Annotated in this window: 20 protein-coding genes; 12 read left to right on the forward strand and 8 right to left on the reverse strand. The window is 50.2% G+C overall.

All coding sequences use genetic code 11. The features are described from left to right. Positions 1–53: 53 nt before the first annotated feature. Genes QLH52_RS12490 through QLH52_RS12500 form a run of 3 tightly spaced genes read right to left on the reverse strand, consistent with a single transcriptional unit; the run spans position 54 to position 1,867 of the window. Positions 54–854, reverse strand: a complete 801-nt coding sequence (locus tag QLH52_RS12490; RefSeq protein WP_319961795.1) for an ImmA/IrrE family metallo-endopeptidase — start codon at positions 852–854, stop codon at positions 54–56. A 10-nt stretch (positions 855–864) separates the two neighbouring features. Beyond that, entirely contained in the window at positions 865–1,290 is a 426-nt protein-coding gene (locus QLH52_RS12495; protein WP_319961796.1) for a hypothetical protein, read from the reverse strand. After that, complete coding sequence (locus QLH52_RS12500) at positions 1,277–1,867, reverse strand: hypothetical protein (protein ID WP_319961797.1); 591 nt, start codon at positions 1,865–1,867, stop codon at positions 1,277–1,279. The genes QLH52_RS12495 and QLH52_RS12500 overlap by 14 nt, the downstream gene beginning before the upstream one ends. Positions 1,868–2,024: 157 nt before the next feature. Between QLH52_RS12500 and QLH52_RS12505 the strand changes: the two genes are divergently transcribed. From QLH52_RS12505 to QLH52_RS24620, 4 genes are all read left to right on the forward strand, one after another. Further along, the gene (locus QLH52_RS12505; protein ID WP_319961798.1) at positions 2,025–2,570 is read left to right on the forward strand and encodes a multiubiquitin domain-containing protein; all 546 of its coding nucleotides are present in this window, start codon (positions 2,025–2,027) and stop codon (positions 2,568–2,570) included. After that, positions 2,552–2,932, forward strand: a complete 381-nt coding sequence (locus QLH52_RS12510) for an E2/UBC family protein (RefSeq protein WP_319961799.1) — start codon at positions 2,552–2,554, stop codon at positions 2,930–2,932. The genes QLH52_RS12505 and QLH52_RS12510 overlap by 19 nt, the downstream gene beginning before the upstream one ends. Further along, on the forward strand, positions 2,932–4,338 hold the full coding sequence (locus QLH52_RS12515; RefSeq protein WP_319961800.1) for a ThiF family adenylyltransferase: 1,407 nt from the start codon (positions 2,932–2,934) through the stop codon (positions 4,336–4,338). The genes QLH52_RS12510 and QLH52_RS12515 overlap by 1 nt, the downstream gene beginning before the upstream one ends. A 79-nt stretch (positions 4,339–4,417) precedes the next feature. After that, positions 4,418–4,708: a ubiquitination-like system serine protease family protein gene (locus QLH52_RS24620; RefSeq protein WP_425257438.1), complete on the forward strand. Its 291-nt coding sequence runs from the start codon at positions 4,418–4,420 to the stop codon at positions 4,706–4,708. Positions 4,709–5,204: 496 nt separating this feature from the next. Here the strand turns inward: QLH52_RS24620 and QLH52_RS12520 are convergent, their stop codons facing one another. From QLH52_RS12520 to QLH52_RS12540, 5 genes are all read right to left on the reverse strand, one after another. Then, the gene (locus QLH52_RS12520) at positions 5,205–6,659 is read right to left on the reverse strand and encodes an ATP-binding protein (RefSeq protein WP_319961801.1); all 1,455 of its coding nucleotides are present in this window, start codon (positions 6,657–6,659) and stop codon (positions 5,205–5,207) included. A gap of 183 nt (positions 6,660–6,842) precedes the next feature. Then, entirely contained in the window at positions 6,843–7,949 is a 1,107-nt protein-coding gene (locus QLH52_RS12525; protein WP_319961802.1) for a helix-turn-helix domain-containing protein, read from the reverse strand. Continuing rightward, entirely contained in the window at positions 7,946–8,545 is a 600-nt protein-coding gene (locus tag QLH52_RS12530; RefSeq protein WP_319961803.1) for a hypothetical protein, read from the reverse strand. The genes QLH52_RS12525 and QLH52_RS12530 overlap by 4 nt, the downstream gene beginning before the upstream one ends. A 93-nt stretch (positions 8,546–8,638) precedes the next feature. Further along, positions 8,639–8,839 carry a DUF7706 family protein gene (locus tag QLH52_RS12535; protein WP_319961804.1) on the reverse strand — a complete coding sequence of 67 codons (201 nt, stop codon included), beginning with the start codon at positions 8,837–8,839 and terminating at the stop codon, positions 8,639–8,641. After that, positions 8,836–9,510 carry a hypothetical protein gene (locus QLH52_RS12540; RefSeq protein WP_319961805.1) on the reverse strand — a complete coding sequence of 225 codons (675 nt, stop codon included), beginning with the start codon at positions 9,508–9,510 and terminating at the stop codon, positions 8,836–8,838. Before QLH52_RS12540 ends, QLH52_RS12535 begins: the two co-directional genes overlap by 4 nt. Before the next feature lie 438 nt (positions 9,511–9,948). Between QLH52_RS12540 and ssb the strand changes: the two genes are divergently transcribed. From ssb to QLH52_RS12580, 8 genes are all read left to right on the forward strand, one after another. Further along, on the forward strand, positions 9,949–10,389 hold the full coding sequence (gene ssb / locus QLH52_RS12545) for a single-stranded DNA-binding protein (RefSeq protein ID WP_319961806.1): 441 nt from the start codon (positions 9,949–9,951) through the stop codon (positions 10,387–10,389). Positions 10,390–10,533: 144 nt separating this feature from the next. Next, complete coding sequence (gene bet, locus QLH52_RS12550; RefSeq protein WP_319961807.1) at positions 10,534–11,586, forward strand: phage recombination protein Bet; 1,053 nt, start codon at positions 10,534–10,536, stop codon at positions 11,584–11,586. A gap of 118 nt (positions 11,587–11,704) precedes the next feature. Next, entirely contained in the window at positions 11,705–12,037 is a 333-nt protein-coding gene (locus QLH52_RS12555) for a hypothetical protein (RefSeq protein ID WP_319961808.1), read from the forward strand. Beyond that, on the forward strand, positions 12,037–13,038 hold the full coding sequence (locus QLH52_RS12560) for a YqaJ viral recombinase family nuclease (RefSeq protein ID WP_319961809.1): 1,002 nt from the start codon (positions 12,037–12,039) through the stop codon (positions 13,036–13,038). The genes QLH52_RS12555 and QLH52_RS12560 overlap by 1 nt, the downstream gene beginning before the upstream one ends. 154 nt (positions 13,039–13,192) lie before the next feature. Further along, positions 13,193–14,134, forward strand: a complete 942-nt coding sequence (locus QLH52_RS12565; RefSeq protein ID WP_319961810.1) for a MoxR family ATPase — start codon at positions 13,193–13,195, stop codon at positions 14,132–14,134. Between the two features lie 2 nt (positions 14,135–14,136). Continuing rightward, a complete protein-coding gene (locus QLH52_RS12570; protein WP_319961812.1) occupies positions 14,137–14,904 on the forward strand; it encodes a hypothetical protein in 768 nt (255 codons plus the stop codon). Positions 14,905–14,988: 84 nt separating this feature from the next. Beyond that, positions 14,989–16,194 (forward strand): DUF3150 domain-containing protein, encoded by a 1,206-nt coding sequence (locus tag QLH52_RS12575; RefSeq protein ID WP_319961813.1) that lies wholly within the window; start codon positions 14,989–14,991, stop codon positions 16,192–16,194. A gap of 84 nt (positions 16,195–16,278) precedes the next feature. Further along, positions 16,279–17,967: a VWA domain-containing protein gene (locus QLH52_RS12580; RefSeq protein WP_319961814.1), complete on the forward strand. Its 1,689-nt coding sequence runs from the start codon at positions 16,279–16,281 to the stop codon at positions 17,965–17,967. Positions 17,968–17,977: the final 10 nt, after the last annotated feature.

Consider the following 17,977-nt stretch of genomic DNA (forward strand, 5'->3'; position numbering starts at 1 on the left):
TTTGCTATTTGAAGAGGATGTTCGATTGGCAATGGCGGTCGGGATTAACGATTTTACCGTCTCGACCGTGAATAACTTGTGACGCTTTCATTCAGCATTTGATCGTCATCAATCAGGATCAGAGTGAGAATTTCATTTTCGGCTGTCCGGATCGTTTGCTCGCGTATCTCATAGCGGGAAGCATCATATCTATCGAACCAGCTATCAGCATCGATTTTCCTTGGTGAAGCATCGTCGACTGCGTTACCAAATAAAACATCAAAAGCGAAACTGTCGCTATCCAGTTCATTCTTGGGGAACCATTTTTCAGGAACATTTGGCGATCGCACAAACCACTTTCGTCCCTGCATGCCGTGACAAACGAGCAAAGAAGGAGAAATTTCCCCTTCTACTGCCCGGATAGCGGTTGCGGTCAAACTGGTGTCGAACAGATCAGCCAATGAACGAATGGTCTGAAAATTAAATTTCTTATGATCTTTTGCTAAAGGCTGGAAGAGATATCGGGGCATTAGAATATCGGCGGCATATCGATCTGCATCCCGCTCAGCTGAAGATTGACCATTCCCAGCACGACCAATATCGTCCGACCGGCACACCAGTAGACGACCGCGATGATAGCGCCAATGTCCTAATTCATGAGCAAGCGAAAAACGTTGTCGGCGTGGAATGCTGCGACTATTGACGGTAATGATTGCCTGGTCACCATGACCGATAATTCGAGCTTCACAACCATCAAGTGGGCGGTATTTGACTCGGGCGTTCAGTGTCCAGGCAATTGCCTCAAGATCAATTTCACTAGGATCGCTAATTCCAAGCTCTCTGAGCGTGATTTCAGCCTCGCTTAATCTAATCACAATTTGCGTCCTAATCGCTGTCCGGCACAGTTAAACCAAGTTCCTCTAAATCTTCCAGCATTCCCCGTACGTCTTCGTCGGATAATCCTTCGCCTTTTCTGGCAGCAAGGGTTAATTTGCTACGTGTTTCTGGATGTTGTGCAAGTATGGAGTCCAGCTTTTGACGTGCTTTTCCTGGCTCTAAATTCGAAACACTAGTCGCGCGCAACCGCATAGCTTGAACGGCATTTTTTGCCGCAGCCAACTTGCTCTTACCGCTTGCCATGGATGCTCGTTCCAATATATTTCGTCCAGCTTGAGCTATAAGCTTGGAGTCCTCCCCATTTTCCTTGGCTTCTGCTAACAACTCCTCGTCGCTCATACTCAAAATCTCATCGACAAGTGAAGTAGCTAGTCGATCCAGATCGGAACGATTATTTGTTTTAACTTTGGTCATTTTTCCACCCCTCCGGGAACCCCTTTGCAATCCGTCTTCTTATTAGTTTTCTTTTAGATTCAAAGGCGGTTTTATCTAATGATGTAAGACCTTGTAATTCCTCGCCCTCCATACCTTCCATTATTCCTTCAACCATGATCTGGGCAATCGGATCATCATGAAAAAGGTCAAGAATACGCGTTCTAATCAACCCAGCTTCATGTTCTTGTTCAAGTTCTTCTTCAACATTGAGCCGATCATCTGGTGGATCAAGGATTTCTTCATCGTCATCTTCCGAGTTTAGTACCAAGCGCAATTTGGGATAACGCTTTTCTGATTTCAATGTATCGGAAGCAATACTTTTCATCGCCCCAGCTAAAAACTTAATTATGTCTACATGACGAGGACAATTCCGACTGCCGTCTAGGGCTCGGCAGCAAGCCTCATGAAGCAATTCCTCGGCTTCTAATGGATAAGTTTTAGCCAACGATTTTGAGATCGTTTGCAATCTATACCATTCAATATCTGACAAATTCCGCAATGCATTGTCTACCTCCGCTACCGAAAGGTGAGCAGGAGTTGGTTCGTTTAGCGCCATAGTCATCAATCTCCTTTGTTTAGCCTATGCGCCAAACAAGAGATTACTCGGACATTTTTATTTCGATGTCCGAATGAAGTTCGCTGAGGCGCATTAAGTAAATATGGGTGACACGTCATCCTTTCAACCAACCGGGCATATTAATTAGGAGTAGGCCATGACAAATTTTGATTACGAAGATATTCTCGAAGCAACCCAAAGCGGAAAATCTATCCGCGACCACGGTCCTTATCGGATTCTAATTGGGAATGAGCGTTTAGAATACCAACAAGCAATAATCGATGACCCTGTCCCGACAGGTCTGCAGATTTTGGAAGCAACGGGCTCATATCCTGCTGATGAGCACCTGGTTTTTCAAGCTCTCAACACCGGAATGCTGGAAGAGTTACGGCCAGATGAAACGACTGACTTGCGAACTAAAGGTGTGGAGAAGTTCCTCGTCTTTCGCAACGACCGTTCATTCCGGTTTGAACTAGACGGCCGTATCTTCGAGTGGGGTGGGACATTCATAACCGGCCTGACCCTGAAGAAACTCGTCGGCGTTGATCCTGCAACATATGGCGTGTGGCTTGAGGTACGCGGCAGCGACGACAGACCGATAGGTAACAACGAGTTGGTTGATTTATCTGCTCCCGGTGTTGAGCGGTTTTTTACTGGCATCGTTCAAACAACGGAGGGCACTTCATGTCTGTCCTCCCACTAAAATGCCGCCGCTACCTAACGGAACGCGGCATTACATACGTGGAAATCGAGGATGGCCCCCAAAAGGGAGTCATCCTCCATAACTTCCAACTCCCACCTGGTCAATTCGATGCAGTAGCAGCCAGCATTTTAATTCTTCTGCCGGCAGGCTACCCTGATAACCCGCCGGACATGTTCTATGCATTACCCTGGTTACGGCTGGTTACATCAAACGGTTATCCGAAGGCGGCCGACTGCCCGATCATGTTCAGTGGTCAATCCTGGCAACGCTGGTCCAGACATAATAATGCTTGGCGACCGGGCGTAGATGGCATTTGGACAATGATAAAGCGCATTGAAACAGCGCTTCAGGAGGCTGCCTGATGCGTCTCGATATAACTTTTCAGGAACGACATTTCGACGAATTACGGAAACTGGTTATACGCGATGATGGCAATGAAGCTACTGCTTATATACTGTGCGCTGAAAATCATATTGCGTGCGACCCATGGGATCACGGTTCTCGGCGTAGGTTAACGTCCTATGAAGTAATACCGATTCCACCAGAAGATGCTATCTCCGCCAGTAGCCAGCATATAACGTGGTCAACAAACTCTTTTGTTCGGCTCCTCAAACGGGCAAAAGAGGATGGTCTTGTTGCTGGCATTGTCCATAGTCATCCAGGCGGCCCAAATCAATTTTCCGATCAGGATAATTTAAACGAACGGGAACTGGTCAGGCTGGCCAGAAACCGGAATGGAGACGGAACGTCGATTATAAGTGTGCTTCTGACGGGTTCTGGTGAAGTCAGGGTGCGGTTGTGGGCTGATCTCAATACGACAACTAAAGCCGACAGCGTCCGGATTATTGGCCGCCGTTACAATTTCCATGAGAGTTCACCCCTCTCTTGCGATAACGACATATTTAACCGTCAGGCGCTTGCCTTTGGACCAGAGCTGAATGCAAGACTTCGCACCTTGAGGATTGGTATCGTGGGCTGCGGGGGTACAGGAAGTGCAACCGCTATGCTGCTCGCGCGTCTGGGTGTTGGACAACTCCTGCTATTCGATGATGACATAGTCGAACTGACAAATCTTAATAGACTTCATGGAGCACGGCGCAAAGATGTCGATGCAAAACGCCCCAAGGTTGAAGTCATCGCGCAAGAGATAAACGAGATGGATATTGGCGTTCATGCACTGCCAATGCGAGGATGGATCACTGATCTCACATTCCGCGATGCGCTGAAATCTTGCGATTTAATTTTTGGATGTACAGACGATCATGACGGCAGGTTACTACTCAACCGGTTAGCGTATTTCTACTTAATCCCTGTAATTGACATGGGACTTGCGATTGAGCCGGATTTAGAAAAGGGCATCATGCGTGACTTGAGTGGACGTGTTACTGTTTTGATACCCGGTGCCCCGTGTCTTTTGTGCCGAGGCATCATTGATCCCGTGATCGCAAGGGATGAAGATTTGAAAAGGCGACATCCAGAAGAATACGAACAACGTAAAAAAGAAGCCTATGTCCGTGGTGGTGGACAATTGGCCCCAGCTGTTGTGACCTTTACTACGGCAACGGCATGCATGGCAGTTGATGAAATGCTTCAGGGGCTGACTGGTTTCCGAGGATCTGAAGGATGGATATGGCAGCGAACACGCCGCTTCGATCTGATGCAAGACCGCAGGCCAGGTGCTGTTCAAGAACCTTATTGCCCAATCTGTTCCGAGACGGGTTATTGGGGTCGAGCGGATATATTGCCATTTCTTGACAGGGTAGGATGAGATTATGTGGCGAAAATTTATTCGACAATTAATGATCTCCATAGGCGTCATTCGTCGGCCAGATTTTGTTGCAACAATCATGGCTCATCATCCGACGCCAGATGATCTGTCAGCCGGGGTTCTTGTAATCGTTAAAGACGGTGATCGTACCAAATGGGCCTGCTTCAGGTGCCCAGGTGGCTGTGGTGAGAAACTGCAATTATCACTAAATCCTTCTCGCCGACCACGCTGGCTTACATCACTAGATTGGCTTCTCCGACCAACTGTGACGCCGTCGATCAACCAACTTAACGATTGCCGATGTCATTTTTGGATCAAGAATGGAATGGTTGAATGGTGTGCCGATAGCGGAAAGAAAAATACCATCTGAAGCGGACACCTTGTGCAGAATCTCGTTGGCTTGGCACAATTTCGCAACTCCCACATTCCTGGAATTGTTCCAAGTTTCAAGCTCCTGTTCGGATAATCCGGTTTGGTGGTCATCTTGCGCTATCCATCGACTTGTAGCGATGAATTCCTTTAATTGGTCATGGATTCGCCTTCGGCAAGGGTTTCCGGCTCTAGTTGCAGCCCCGACTCTTGCCATGCTAACCGTACCTCATCACCATGCCCCTGCGCATACGCGGCTTGGTGCGCATGCCGTTCCATCGTCACAATTTTATTCGCCAGCCTGCAACCGCTGCTGCCACTCCAGGCGCGTGGCAATGCAATGTTTGTTGGATATGACCTGGCACAGCCACAAGGTCTCCATCAAGATCATCAACTGATCCAGCAAACAAACCTACTCGACGAATTGCGCAATCTGCGGCGAGGTTTGTTTGGCTAATTCGTTATTGGCAGCCACAAAAACTCGCCGTATAACCGGCCTAATCGTTAAATTCGGGTTGATTCAATTCCGATGCGCCCATCCAGTAACACAATAATGGTGCAGGTAGACGCATGATCTGGCTGGCGGTATCGCCAGTTTGCGGCAGACCGGTCATTAAGCCGAAGTCATCGAGCGACTTGGTGACAACATAGCCACGGCCGATTTTCTTTTGCTCGCACAGCTCGATCAAACCTTTCAGCTCACGTGCGCCGGTGTGCTGGGCTCGATATTTCACTTCGAAGGGAATCAATTGCCCGCCGATTTCTGCGACCAAATCGACCTCGCGGTCTTTTTTCCCGTGCCAATAAGTAAAACGAACATTCTGAGAATAATAGCGCGCGAATAGATGCTTAAACACTGCTGTTTCGGTCGCCACACCCAAAGCGGCGGGATCGTCGATGATACTTTTACCCTTGAGTAAAACTGCGGGCGCGATGGCAGCATCGGCCAAGTAAATTTTGAAACGGCCTTTGAGCACATCTTTGCCATAACCGAATGGCGGCAGGCGATAAATTAGGTGACAGGCTTCCAGGAGTTCGATGAAATGCTGGGCGGTGGGACGTTTGACTTCCAGGTTGCTGGATAAATCAGTGATATTCAGCAAACCGCCATCATGCATGCACAGATACAGGAAGGTATGTTCTAGATCCAGGATGCGACGCACACCAAACAGTGCGGTCATATCGCGTTTGAGCGCCTTGTCTATGATGTCTTCACGCAGCAGGCGCTGAGCCTGGGTGATACTTTCCACTTGGGCCGTTTGCGGGAAACCGCCGCGAATCAGATACTCGTGAAAATGGCCGACATAGGGCACGGCGATTTCCTGCGCCCGGTAAAATTGTGGCGGCGTCCAGTCGAACAGCTCGGTCAGGCTTTTTAAAGGCGGCAACGCCGGCAGTTGCAGCTGTTTGATTTGCAGGTACTCGTAGAACGACAGCGTGGTCAGGCGGATGGTATGCCAACGACCGACGCCGGACTCCTGGTCGGCTTCCACCAAGGGCATGGCCGAGCCGGTAAAGACAATGCGGCGCTGCTTGTTGAAATCAATCTGATGTTTGACCCAAGTCCCCCAATCACGAATAAACTGAGCTTCATCGAGGAACAGATACTCAGATCCATCGACGCGCGGCTCGCGTTCGCGCCACGCTTCCAACACGGCTTCGATGCCAGCCAGTTTGAGCACCGGATGGTCGAAAGTGGCGTAAAGGATGTTGGCTGCTGGGACGCTCTGCTTTAATAAGGCATCGATCTGTTGCTGCAACAGAGTGGTTTTGCCGACCTGACGCGCACCGGACAACAAAATGGCGCGATGAACCGGAGGATGATTGATCCAGCGATTTAGCTCCCGCGAAGCGGCGCGCTGCCAATCCGGCAAATCGGCAATCGGTTCGCCACGCCACCAGGGATTGAATTGAGCCAAAACGGCAATTAGTTCTTCTTTTGAGACTCTCATGAGTCAATCTTAGCATTAAGTAGAATTTATTGTCATATATAGATAGCAATAACTATTGTTTTATGCTGTTAATGCCGGATTTTCATAGATTCGCGCATTCGTCTGCTTAAAGACATGTTGTCACCGACATTCAACAGTGTTGGCAGTAATCCCATGCACACGAGCTTGCCAGCGGCAAAGCTTTTATAGACTCCGGTGATATTGCAAATTAACGATATTATTCAGTCTCGATTCATCAGACCTAACACCAATCAACTGATCGAGAAGTTCAGGTTTTACAAACATCAAATCGGCAATCATCTTTCTGGACATGCCGCATTGCTCGGCCAAAACGTTCATACTGTCCAAAATAACTTCAGGCCTTTCCTGAACCATATCACGATCTTCACGCTCCTGAATCGCTTCTCCGTGCCGACGTAATGTAATAACACCAGACCGATATTGCTCTTCCGAAAAGGCTCCGAGCTGCCGACCACGATACAAAATCGCCGCTTTTGAGACCCCCCAGCGCATTTTGATGTCGGACAGTGCTTGCCAATTAAGCCGACTGCCGCGCAAAGCTCTTTGGCACTCCTTAATAAAATGTGCACGCGGCATTAAAAACGCACTTGCAAATCGGTTGGCTTGGGATTCTGTTGCTCTATCCCCCGTTTGGATGCCAACGTGAATGGTCAAGTGCCCAATTTCATGCGCGATTCCAAACCGGGTACGGCAAGCCGACTTCCCTTCAGCATTTAACGTGATAACCGGCCGCCGAGTAGCAAACGAAATGGCATCGATCTCGTCCGCCAACCCATTGGTTTTAACCAATACCGCACCAGCGTTTTCAGCAACGCGGCTCATGTTGGCAATTGGCCCTAAACCCAACCCCCAATGAGACCGGCTTATTTCAGCAACGCGTTCAATCTCTTCTGCCGTTGATACCTCTTCATGAAGAAAATCGTAATTCGGAAAATCTAGGTTCTGGTCAAGAACGGACACCAGTCGCTTAAACATCTCGCCCTGAGCCCTTGCAACCTGTTTAAGCGCAACTTTCGTGGTCAGCTGTTTACGAAAATGGCACTGCTCGTCGGAAATCGGCATCGGATCGACTTCCCTGAAAAATCGGGGCAGCACGTCCAGAGCTTCCGCCAAAGCTGTTTCCAGGCTTTCATGCGGAGGCTCTAAGCCTGATTCCAACCGACTGAGATATTGCTTTGACTTATTGACTCTATCGGCCAAATCCTGCAAAGACAGCCCGTGAAATAACCGAGCAAGCCGAAGGTTTTGCCCAAGAAAATCGGCGGTCATAGCCGATTGGCCTCGTCTTTGGAACCCGCGACTGATTTTTTCGGTTTGACGGCAGGTTTGCCTATTTCAACAGCTTCAGGAACAGCAACTGCATTAACACTTTGGAAAGTTCTAATCGCACCTGACTCCCATTGACACCTCACCACACCCGTCGCGTCGAATCCAAGAACAACAACTGAAGGCTCAGCATCATCATTAATTCCCTGATCAATGATGAAACAATACCGGCATGGCTCCTCGTCGCTCTCAACATCATCGAAAAAGGACGCTTGGTAGCGATTGACGGTTAAGACGGCTTTTTTCTTTGGGCTGTTCGGATCGTCACTGCTGAATCGACAAGGTACACTACCAATTGTGAAGACCAAATCATTGGCGTTATTACTCACCTGTAACCAAGGATATGTTTTTGCCAGTGCCACCCCCTTAATCCGGTTTTTTTGCCGTCCGAACGTGGTACAGCCGCGCGTATAATTATCATCAGTTTCAGAAGAAAGATCGTCGAGCGTTTTGTAATGTTCATCCAGTAACAACTCTGCGACGACGGATAAGCGCTCATGAGTTAAATCTGCGTGGAAGTGAATAGGTTGGGGAAGCATTAGCCCTCCAAATTGTGCAAAAATAAAAAATCGTCAACCTAATAATTGTGCATTTTTATATATTTGTCAACCGAATGCTTCTGATTTACTTCACTAACGAGGGCTATAGCCAATAGAAGCCAAGTTTCCCCTAATTTTTTCCGCAGCCGCCTGCATCCGGTAAGCCTCATCATCATCGACAGCATTGCTACGAAACTCAGCATACCCAACCCGTTTTAAAAACTGCGCCAGATCCCAAGCTTCCTGATCAGATAATGGCACCATCAAGGTTATTTCATCCCGGTTCGAGATCATCTTGACCCCGCCTTACCGGTGGTTTGTGATGAATCGACTTCCCCCATCACTGACTCGTCATCGATAACGGCTTCTGGCTCATCTTGAAGACCAGATTCTTGTCTTGCCAAGCGCACCTCCTCACCATGCCCTTGAACATAAGCTTCACGATGCGCCTGCCGTTCGATGGTGACAATTCGATTAGCCAAACGCTGTAACCGTTGCTGCCAATGGTACCGTGCATCCACACAATGCTTATTGTCGATGACCTGGCATAGCCACAAGGTATCCATGACCATCATCAACTGATCGAGAAGCCGAATTAGCTCTACAAACTGGGCGATTTGCGGCGAGGCAATTCGAGCGACAAATTCGCGGGGATGGGTGTAGGTAGGTATTTCAGCAATCCCGTTATCCGCTTTCAATTTCTCCAGACGGGCTTTTTCCTGCTGAAGTTGTTCGGCACATTCGGTAATCATCATACTGACAATAGCTTCAATTTCATCGACGGCTTGTTCCTGACCAACGATGCGCAAAATCACATCAATCGCATACAGCGATCGAATCAAGCGCTCATAACTATTGCGTATGACGCGAATGGCTTGCTCGCTGTTAATCTTGAAAGTTCGTTCAAACACCGGACGACTAATCGCAAGTCGAGTGTGTTTAATCGTTGCGGAAATTTCTGCCATTTGCGTTCCTGGTTCACGATGAGGGATAGCACCCGATAGTAAGCCAAGATTTTTTAATGCCTTTTGCAGCTAATGACGAATTCGACATTTGCTGCAAGATCCCGCCAAATTTTTTCTGCTTCAATGCCACCGACAGTTGTTGGCCGGCCAAGCCTGTTCAGATTGATAACTAAGGCCGATTCCGGTTATCAACTCCACCCAACCCTTCATGTTGTCTTTCAAGGCAACTGAATCCGGCATTAACCGGCGTTCCGTTGTTAAGCGGCGGCGATGGTATTCATCGTCGTGTCAGGTGCGTCAAGCCTGATGTGTTTTTGTGTTTACCCTGTCCGGGAATGTATTTTCCCAACCGGGATGATGCCTCCAGGACTATCCCCATCACCGCGCAGATGGGTTTGTTTTTTAACTGTCGGGCGCGGCCGATTGGAGGATTTGATCATGGCAAACCGTGGTGTGAATAAAGTCATTTTATTGGGCCGTCTTGGCGCCGATCCGGATATTCGGTATCTGCCCAATAACGGCGGCAAAGTGGTTGCAGTGCGTTTGGCGACCAGCGAAGTCTGGAAAGACGCTAAAAACGTTAAACAAGAACGCACCGAATGGCATCGGGTGGTTTTTTTCAAAAAACTGGCCGACACCGCTGGCGAGTATTTAAAGAAAGGTGGCCAGATTTACGTGGAAGGTACGCTTCGCACCCAGCAATGGGACAAAAATGGCGAAAAGCGCTACCGCACGGAAGTCGTGGCTCATGAGTTGCAAATGCTGGATCGCGCAAGCGATACGTCTGGCACCCATGGTACGCATCAGTCATCTTCAGCATCCTCTGTGCCTGATACGGCCGATATGGATGAAGATTTCGATGATATCCCGTTTTTCTGATCAACAGCATTGAGTGACTTCTGGCCAACCGGCTTGAACTACTCACAATTTGCCGAATAGCGGTGCTATGTCGGTGTTTTTTACCCCATGGGGACGTCATTCCCCGGCTGGGGCATTGCGTCCTCTTTTTTAAGGAGACACGCAATGAGCAATCAATCCCGTACCCATTACCCACCGAAAACCCGCAATCTGCTGATGCCGATCGAGGTTAATCAGGTCTATGGCCTGTCCGAGCAATCATGGAAAGTGCTTACCGAAGTGACTTTCCCCACAGCTAAAACCCCGGAAGCCATCCTAATGGCTCTGGATTACTGCAAAGCCCGCAAGCTGGATATTTTCAAAAAGCCCGTGCATGTAGTGCCGATGTGGAGTGCTGCTTTGGGCCGCAATGTCGAAACCGTCTGGCCGTCCATTATGGAAATCCAGACCACCGCCTCGCGCACCGGGGTTTGGGCGGGTATGGATCGCCCTGTGTGGGGACCGGATATTACCAAATCCTTTACCGGTCGCTACAAGGACGACAACGACCAATGGCAGGAATCCAGTGTCACCGTGACGTTTCCCGAATGGGTTGCGGTAACCGTGTACCGGATTGTCAGCGGCAAGCGTTGTGCCTTCACCGAAGAAGTGTATTGGCAAGAAGCGTATAGCACTGCTGGCGGTAAAAACTCGCAAGTGCCCACCGCCATGTGGATCAAACGGCCGAAAGGTCAGTTGGCGAAATGCGGTAAAGCGGCATCACTACGTGCTGCCTTTCCTGAGGAATGTGGGTTTGCCGCAGAGGAAATGGATGGCAAAAGCATCGACGACATCAATGATTGCAGTGTGATTAATGGCACAACCAGTCGCGTTGACGAAGCAGTGTTTCGCGATGATGCGATCATCGGCACTGTCGAACCACCGCGTGTGATTGATTTATCGATGATTTCACCCAAGGTGCAAAAAGCGGTTAGTGAACTGGTCCGACGCACTGCGTTGGCTGGGGCTTGGAAAGCCGCTTACGACTATGCCAACAACAAGTTTGTCGGCCTGGATTTGACCTTTGCCATTGCGGAATTGGACAAAGCCTCGGCAGCGGCCATGGCAACATCAACAGATGCCCAGCATCCCATTGACAGCACGGTCATGCCACCGATGTCCGATCCTGCTACTGAGGCGCTCACCCAAGCACGGGAAACGCTAGGCTCGCATCGCTAATTGGTTGTTGTTTTAACTTTTAACTGCCAGCAAATCGCTGGTCATTTTAAACCCTACGGGCGCCTTGCATCGCCCCTTGGGGTGAATGTCATGGCGCCATTTTTTTGAAGGAGATGTCATGACTGCTATTGATCAATCATCCAACCGCATACCGTGTCACACCGACTGGCATCGTTACGATTCACCAACGGTGTTACGCCGGCATGGACGCAGTTTCCTGGAACGCAGCTTAAATCCAGGTAATCCAGTCCATGAAATCCAGGTGCCCACCCCATCTGAATTGCAAAGTATGGTCGAAAGTTATGGTGGGCTTTATCTCGCCCATGCCGATCAGACTTTGCTGGTCTTTGCCGACTATCACTGGGCCAGGCGTTGTAATCATCAACTCGTTAAACGCGGGTTGTCGACACTGCGCCTGGGTTGTCATATTCGCTTGCAGGAGCAGCGGTGATGAACATCATCAATGTCTCGCAGCGATCGGACGATTGGCGTGCTTGGCGAGCCCAAGGGGTCAGTGCCAGTGAAGCGGCGATTATTATGGATCGTTCGCCACACAAAACACCGTGGCGCTTGTGGGCCGAAAAAGTTGGCCTCGTGCTCGAAGCAAACCTGGATAACAATCCGTTGATTCGCATCGGTATCGCGCAAGAATCCGAAGCCTTACAACGCTTCGAGGAACAGCACGATGTCATGCTGCTACCGCTTTGCGCGGAATCCGAGCAGTTTCCACTGATGAGGGCGTCGTTTGATGGCTTATCGGACGCTAACGAACCGGTAGAAATCAAATGTCCGCATGAATCGACCTTTCTGGATGTGGTGCTCAACCGCGAACAATCAGAGGCCTATCAACTTTACTGGTGCCAAGTGCAACAGCAAATACTGGTAGCCGAGGCGCAACGGGGATTTTTGTTTGTCTACCATCAAGGTCAGGACGTGACGTTTGAGATCCAACGGGATGATGCCTTTCTCAGTCAGTTGGTCGATACCGCCATGGAATTCTGGGCCAAGGTCAAAAACCGCAAGGAACCAGACAAGCAACCGGAGCGGGATTTGTATTTACCGCAAGGTATGTCTGAACAGCAATGGCAGCAACTGGCCGCGAATTATCGCAGCCATGCCACCAAAATCGACGACCTTAAAGCCCAACTTAAAACTCTGGAAGCCCATCAATCCGACATCGAGCAAAACCTAGTGTCGTTAATGGGTGAGTATCTGCTGGCTGAACATTCCGGATTAAGGGTCAGTCGGTTTCAGAGCCAAGGCGCAATTGATTACAAAGCGGTGCTGAATGCGTTATTGCCTGATGTTACCGAGGCTGTACTCGATCGCTACCGGAAATTGCCCAGCCCAAGGGTGCGCATTACCTGTCGTGATGACAGCGGTCGGCTCGCGGAAGTGCCTTTTGATGCGGAAGTCTTAAAAGACATCGCAGGCGTGGATTACTGGTTCTGAGCTACGGGTTCAGTCTCGGCATAAACGCTGTTAATTAGTTTGTCAAACACTCTGGTTCGCCAGATATTCATTCCTACCCGACGGGGATACTGTTCCCGTCCGGGGATCGGTGTGCCCCTGCTTCGGGTAATAACCTCAAGCAAAGGAGTTCACTATGTATCAATCTTATTCGATTGCCGATACCTTCGGCATTACAGCCCCTGCTTCCATGAAAGTGGAAGGTTTCAAACCAGGCCAAAATGCTTATGTACCGGCGCAAAAGCCGTACGTGTTTCGCAAGGATCACTTGCGCGACGTGCTGGCATTTTTAGGCGCGCACAATGGCGACGGCTTATACCTGACCGGCCCTACCGGTTCTGGAAAAACCTCGTTGTTGGAGCAAGTCGCGGCGCGTCTAAACTGGGGCGTGCATTCGGTCACCGGTCACGGTCGACTGGAACTCAACGACCTGCTCGGCCAGTACATGCTGGTCGACGGCGGCGCGATGAAGTGGATCGATGGTCCGTTGACCTTGGCGGTTCGCTTAGGCCATGTGCTGTTGATTAACGAAATCGATGCCATCGATCCGGCCGAGCTGATTGGCTTGAATGAAATTGTTGAAGGGAAACCCCTAACAATTCCGCAGACCGGCGCTGTGACTACCCCGCACCCTAAATTCCGTTTGGTCGCCACCGGCAATAGTGCTGGTAGTGGCGATCAGTCGGGCTTGTACCAAGGTGTATTACGTCAGAACCTGGCATTTTTAGACAGGTTTCGACTGATGGAAGTCGGCTACCCCGAACCCGAAGACGAAATGAAACTGCTGGCCGATGTGGTGCCGAGTATGCCGGAAACGGTACGCGAAAGCATGATCAAAGTCGCCAATCAGATTCGTAAAGTCTTTGTCGGCGGTGCCGATGGCGGCGGCATGTTATCGGTGACCTTATCCACGCGCGGTTTAGTGCGCTGGGCATCGTTGGTGGCCACCTTCAAAAGTGCGCCCAATGCCTTGGCCTATTCGCTGGATCGGGCTTTGACCTTTCGGGCTGAACCCGCCGAACGCGAAGCGATTCATCGTATCGCCAAGGATGTGTTTGGTGATGATTGGACGGTGTAGCCATGATCGCCTGGAATCTCTATCGTCATCGTAACCCTGACGGCAGTTCCAAGGACTGGGCAGTCAGGAGTAATTCGGATGGATCAATCACGACGCGCTGGGGCAAAACGGCAGATAGTTTGCCGGGTGTTAGTAACCGTTTCGGCGTTAAGCAGTTCGACATCGAACGACAAAAGCAGGCCAAAGGCTATGTATTGGTCGGCGCAGTGGATATTGATGTGAACGGAAATGTGGTGTTTCCGGGTAATACTTCGGCAGCGCCATCGCAATTGCCTGAACTTGATTCAAATCCTGAGTCCATACCAACACCGCCAGTCGAGTCCCTGTATTGGAGCATTGATTGCCATGCAAAACAGTCCATCCATGTGGAATTGGGTATCGAGGTCAGGCGACTGATCGGCGTTATTCAATCCGTATCGGATCAGCAATCTAAGCCTGAACAGGACTGGGATGGCTGGCAACAATTGATTGATGAGACGCTGAATGCTGAAGTCTTTGAGCTGAGTGGTCAGATCAAATCGGTACATGGCGTTTTGCCCTGGCTGTTTTTACTGGCGCTGAAAGCAAAAGGCTTTAAAGGCGTTGAAATTGATATTGCCACCGAAACCGCTCGAGATCTATCGGTCGATCTGAAAGTTGAACAGGATGTGCTGGAATTTTTCGGTACTGATCTGGACAGCATTCGCGAAACCGCCGAAGTTTTAGGTCTACTTAAACCCCGTTTAAATCTAGCTGAGGCCATGTCCGACATGAACGACTGCTGGTTTTAACCGGTTTGTAATTTTTTATTTAACCCGACAGGGGCACATCGGCCCCAGCGGGTATGGGTGTGCCTCTCATTTTAGGAGGTTCCCATGTCTCATGAAACGCAAATGATCTTAGACCGCGTGGTCTTGATAAAAGTGGATGCCAATATCTACGGCGCCCGCAAGAAACTGAAAAAAGAAGACTTGGTGCTGGCCGATGGTAGCAAATTGCCGCCAGAGGACTTAGCCAGCTTAGGGTCTAAACGGTTGCTCGATCCCGATAAGCTGACGGTATTCAACCGCCTGAAGAAGGAAGCCGAACGCATTTGTTTGCGCGTTGGCACCCGCTTTCTGGGTGGTTTTGCCGTGCCGGTTGAGTCTGCTGCCGGTATTACTGCAGAGCTCGAGCGCATCGCCCTGGATTTTGCGGCGGCTAAAACCGAGTTTATTGCCGGCTACGATGCAGCGGTGACTGACTGGGTGGTTCGCCATCCGGAGTTTGCCGGCATCATCGAGCAAGCGGTGGATTCGGTGGAGTTTGTCTCAACGCGGTTGTCGTTTGATTTTCTGGTGGTCAGCATCGGTTTACCCGATAGCTTGCCGCCAGCGGATGTCGCGCGTCTGGACAGCAAAATCGGTTCACTCAGTGAGCAGATGTTCTACGAAATTTCCGTAGAAGCCAATCAACTCGTCGAGCAATCGTTGCTAGGTAAGGAGCAAGTGACGCGTAATGCGTTACGGCCGATTCGCCGCATGCGGGATAAACTCGATGGTTTGGGATTTCTGGATCATCGAGTAGCGCCGGTGGTCAGCACTATTGATGACCTACTGGCGAGAATTCCCAACAAAGGTGCCATTGAAGGCCCCATTTTGCAGGAGATTTTGGCCACAGCCATGCTGTTGTCCGATCCGGATAAAACCCGGCGGCACGGTGAAGGATTGTTGGTTAATCAAACACCCGTTGTTGAAGAGACGGATGTTGATGAAACCTTCGAACACGCGGAGTTAGAGCCATCAATCGTACCAACAGCAACAACAGTCGCAACCGAACAAACACCCGTCATCGCTGAAAACGTTTCAGACAGTCCCGATTTTACCGATCTGTTTGACGGCATCTTCGACGATGAAATCGAAGCGGAATTGGCGGCCGATGACTGGGCGCTTGAGGTCTTGCTGGATAAAAGCCAGGCCAAACTGGAAACCGGTAACTTGGCTGATGAATCCAACCACTCGGAGCATTCAGCAGAACCTGAAACGGTGACTGCAGGAAGCAATGACGAGGAGGATGATTCTGATCAGGATTACTGGTTCTGATCTGAAGCCATTTAATTTTTCACCCACTGGGGCAAATTCATGTCCCGCTGGGGCCATGGTTTGCCCTGACTTTTGGAGCACACCATGACAAATAGAACTTTACACAATGCATTCCCCATCGTCGCGGCGGCCATTGGCAATCGCTTTGGCATTAAAGTCAGTGTCGGTGGCAATCAAGCCTATACCGATGGTCGATCGATTCAACTGCCGGCCTATGAGGGTGACGATCCGGATTATCAGGATTTCGCCTGGGGGTTGTTGGCACATGAATCGGCGCATATTCGCTATTCGGATTTTACGCTGCGTTATGGCAGTTCGGTATTACGCAGGCGCTTATGCAATGCGATTGAAGATGTCCGCATCGAGCACGAACTGGCCAAGGACTTTCCGGGAACGCGACTAACCATCCGCACCGTGATTGAAAAGATGATTGCCAAAGGCGACTTTGTGGCCAACAGCATTGATGATCATCCGGCTAATATTCTGTACGGCTTCGTGTTGAAATATTTGCGGGCCAAGGTGTTGGGTCAATCGGCGTTATTGCCATTGGTCGAGCAAACCGAAGCGGCATTGAAAACAACATTTCCGAAAGGTGCGGTAACGCGCCTGAAAGGCTTGTTGTCCGAAGTACCGGATGACTTGCAATCGGAGTCCGATTGCCTGAAGTTGACCGATCGCATCCTGACCATGATTGAGCAGGAATTCGAACAACAACGGCAGCGCAATCAGGCCCAGAAATCGGCAGATGAGGACACGTCGCCTGAACCGGATGAAACCGATCAGGATGCTGAACCAGCCAATTCTAATGATACGGACGGCCAGGATTTCTCGGATGACGTGGAAGCCGATGAACGATTGCCCAACGACATTGACGACCCTATGGGCGTCTTGCAAACCCTGTTGTCCGCCGGAGACGGTGACATCGAGCAGGATTTATTCGAGTCATTGAAATCGGCTTTGTCGTTGGCTGCCGAAAATGTATCGGAATTGCTGATGCCCAGTGGCCACGAGTCGCCCATGGACGAGCAGGCCGGTGCGTTTTTGTTGCGCAAGGTACAAGGCGAATCGGGAAAAATCCGCGCCGCGTTGCAAGGTTTGGTGCAATCGCAAACCTTAAACCGCTCGCAACCAGCGTGTCGTGGACGGCGGATGGATGGTAAGCGTCTACACCGTTTGCCACTCGGCGAAACCAAGCTGTTTCAACGCAAGCAGTCTAAAGAGGCACCGAATACGGCCATTCATCTGCTACTCGATAAATCGGAAAGCATGGGTTATCAGGTTGCCGATAGCCAGGGTCAACCGATGGGGTCGCGAATGCCGATTGCACTGGAAGCCACTTTGGCACTGGCGCTGGCCTTTGAAGGCATTCCGGGTGTTAACCCCGGCGTGACTGCATTTCCAGGGCGCTATGACGACTCTGTTTTTCGTCTACTTGAGCATGGCCAACGCGTGAATGCCCGAACCGGTGCCTTTTCGCTAGCCGCCACCGGCAGTACGCCAATGACCGAAGCGATCTGGTTTGGTGCGGCGTCACTGCTGCGTTGCCGCGAACCGCGCAAGGTGTTGATGGTGATGACCGATGGTCAACCCAACGATACTTTGAGCACGCTGGAACTTTTACAGCGCTGCCGCGATAGTGGTATCGAAACCGTCGGTGTCGGCTTGGGACTGGATGTCAGTCATCTGTTCCCGATTGCCATCACTATTAACGACCTTTCAGAGCTGAGAGCGCAACTGTTCGAACTCTCGAAAGCGGTGTTGTTGGCGGCTTAAATACTGAGGG

The organism is Methylomonas defluvii, assembly GCF_033949435.1.
Taxonomy (GTDB): Bacteria; Pseudomonadota; Gammaproteobacteria; order Methylococcales; family Methylomonadaceae; genus Methylomonas; species Methylomonas defluvii.

Excerpts from the sequence above, each read along its gene's own strand:
- QLH52_RS12495 (WP_319961796.1), bottom strand. The coding sequence starts at position 1,290 with ATGACCAAAGTTAAAACAAATAATCGTTCCGATCTGGATCGACTAGCT.
- QLH52_RS12530 (WP_319961803.1), bottom strand. The coding sequence starts at position 8,545 with ATGCTTCCCCAACCTATTCACTTCCACGCAGATTTAACTCATGAGCGC.
- QLH52_RS12505 (WP_319961798.1), top strand. The coding sequence starts at position 2,025 with ATGACAAATTTTGATTACGAAGATATTCTCGAAGCAACCCAAAGCGGA.
- QLH52_RS12520 (WP_319961801.1), bottom strand. The coding sequence starts at position 6,659 with ATGAGAGTCTCAAAAGAAGAACTAATTGCCGTTTTGGCTCAATTCAAT.
- QLH52_RS12575 (WP_319961813.1), top strand. The coding sequence starts at position 14,989 with ATGTCTCATGAAACGCAAATGATCTTAGACCGCGTGGTCTTGATAAAA.
- QLH52_RS12555 (WP_319961808.1), top strand. The coding sequence starts at position 11,705 with ATGACTGCTATTGATCAATCATCCAACCGCATACCGTGTCACACCGAC.
- QLH52_RS12510 (WP_319961799.1), top strand. The coding sequence starts at position 2,552 with ATGTCTGTCCTCCCACTAAAATGCCGCCGCTACCTAACGGAACGCGGC.
- QLH52_RS12515 (WP_319961800.1), top strand. The coding sequence starts at position 2,932 with ATGCGTCTCGATATAACTTTTCAGGAACGACATTTCGACGAATTACGG.
- QLH52_RS12540 (WP_319961805.1), bottom strand. The coding sequence starts at position 9,510 with ATGGCAGAAATTTCCGCAACGATTAAACACACTCGACTTGCGATTAGT.
- ssb (WP_319961806.1), top strand. The coding sequence starts at position 9,949 with ATGGCAAACCGTGGTGTGAATAAAGTCATTTTATTGGGCCGTCTTGGC.
- QLH52_RS12535 (WP_319961804.1), bottom strand. The coding sequence starts at position 8,839 with ATGATCTCGAACCGGGATGAAATAACCTTGATGGTGCCATTATCTGAT.
- QLH52_RS12560 (WP_319961809.1), top strand. The coding sequence starts at position 12,037 with ATGAACATCATCAATGTCTCGCAGCGATCGGACGATTGGCGTGCTTGG.
- QLH52_RS12565 (WP_319961810.1), top strand. The coding sequence starts at position 13,193 with ATGTATCAATCTTATTCGATTGCCGATACCTTCGGCATTACAGCCCCT.
- QLH52_RS24620 (WP_425257438.1), top strand. The coding sequence starts at position 4,418 with ATGGCTCATCATCCGACGCCAGATGATCTGTCAGCCGGGGTTCTTGTA.
- QLH52_RS12570 (WP_319961812.1), top strand. The coding sequence starts at position 14,137 with ATGATCGCCTGGAATCTCTATCGTCATCGTAACCCTGACGGCAGTTCC.
- QLH52_RS12500 (WP_319961797.1), bottom strand. The coding sequence starts at position 1,867 with ATGGCGCTAAACGAACCAACTCCTGCTCACCTTTCGGTAGCGGAGGTA.
- QLH52_RS12580 (WP_319961814.1), top strand. The coding sequence starts at position 16,279 with ATGACAAATAGAACTTTACACAATGCATTCCCCATCGTCGCGGCGGCC.
- bet (WP_319961807.1), top strand. The coding sequence starts at position 10,534 with ATGAGCAATCAATCCCGTACCCATTACCCACCGAAAACCCGCAATCTG.
- QLH52_RS12525 (WP_319961802.1), bottom strand. The coding sequence starts at position 7,949 with ATGACCGCCGATTTTCTTGGGCAAAACCTTCGGCTTGCTCGGTTATTT.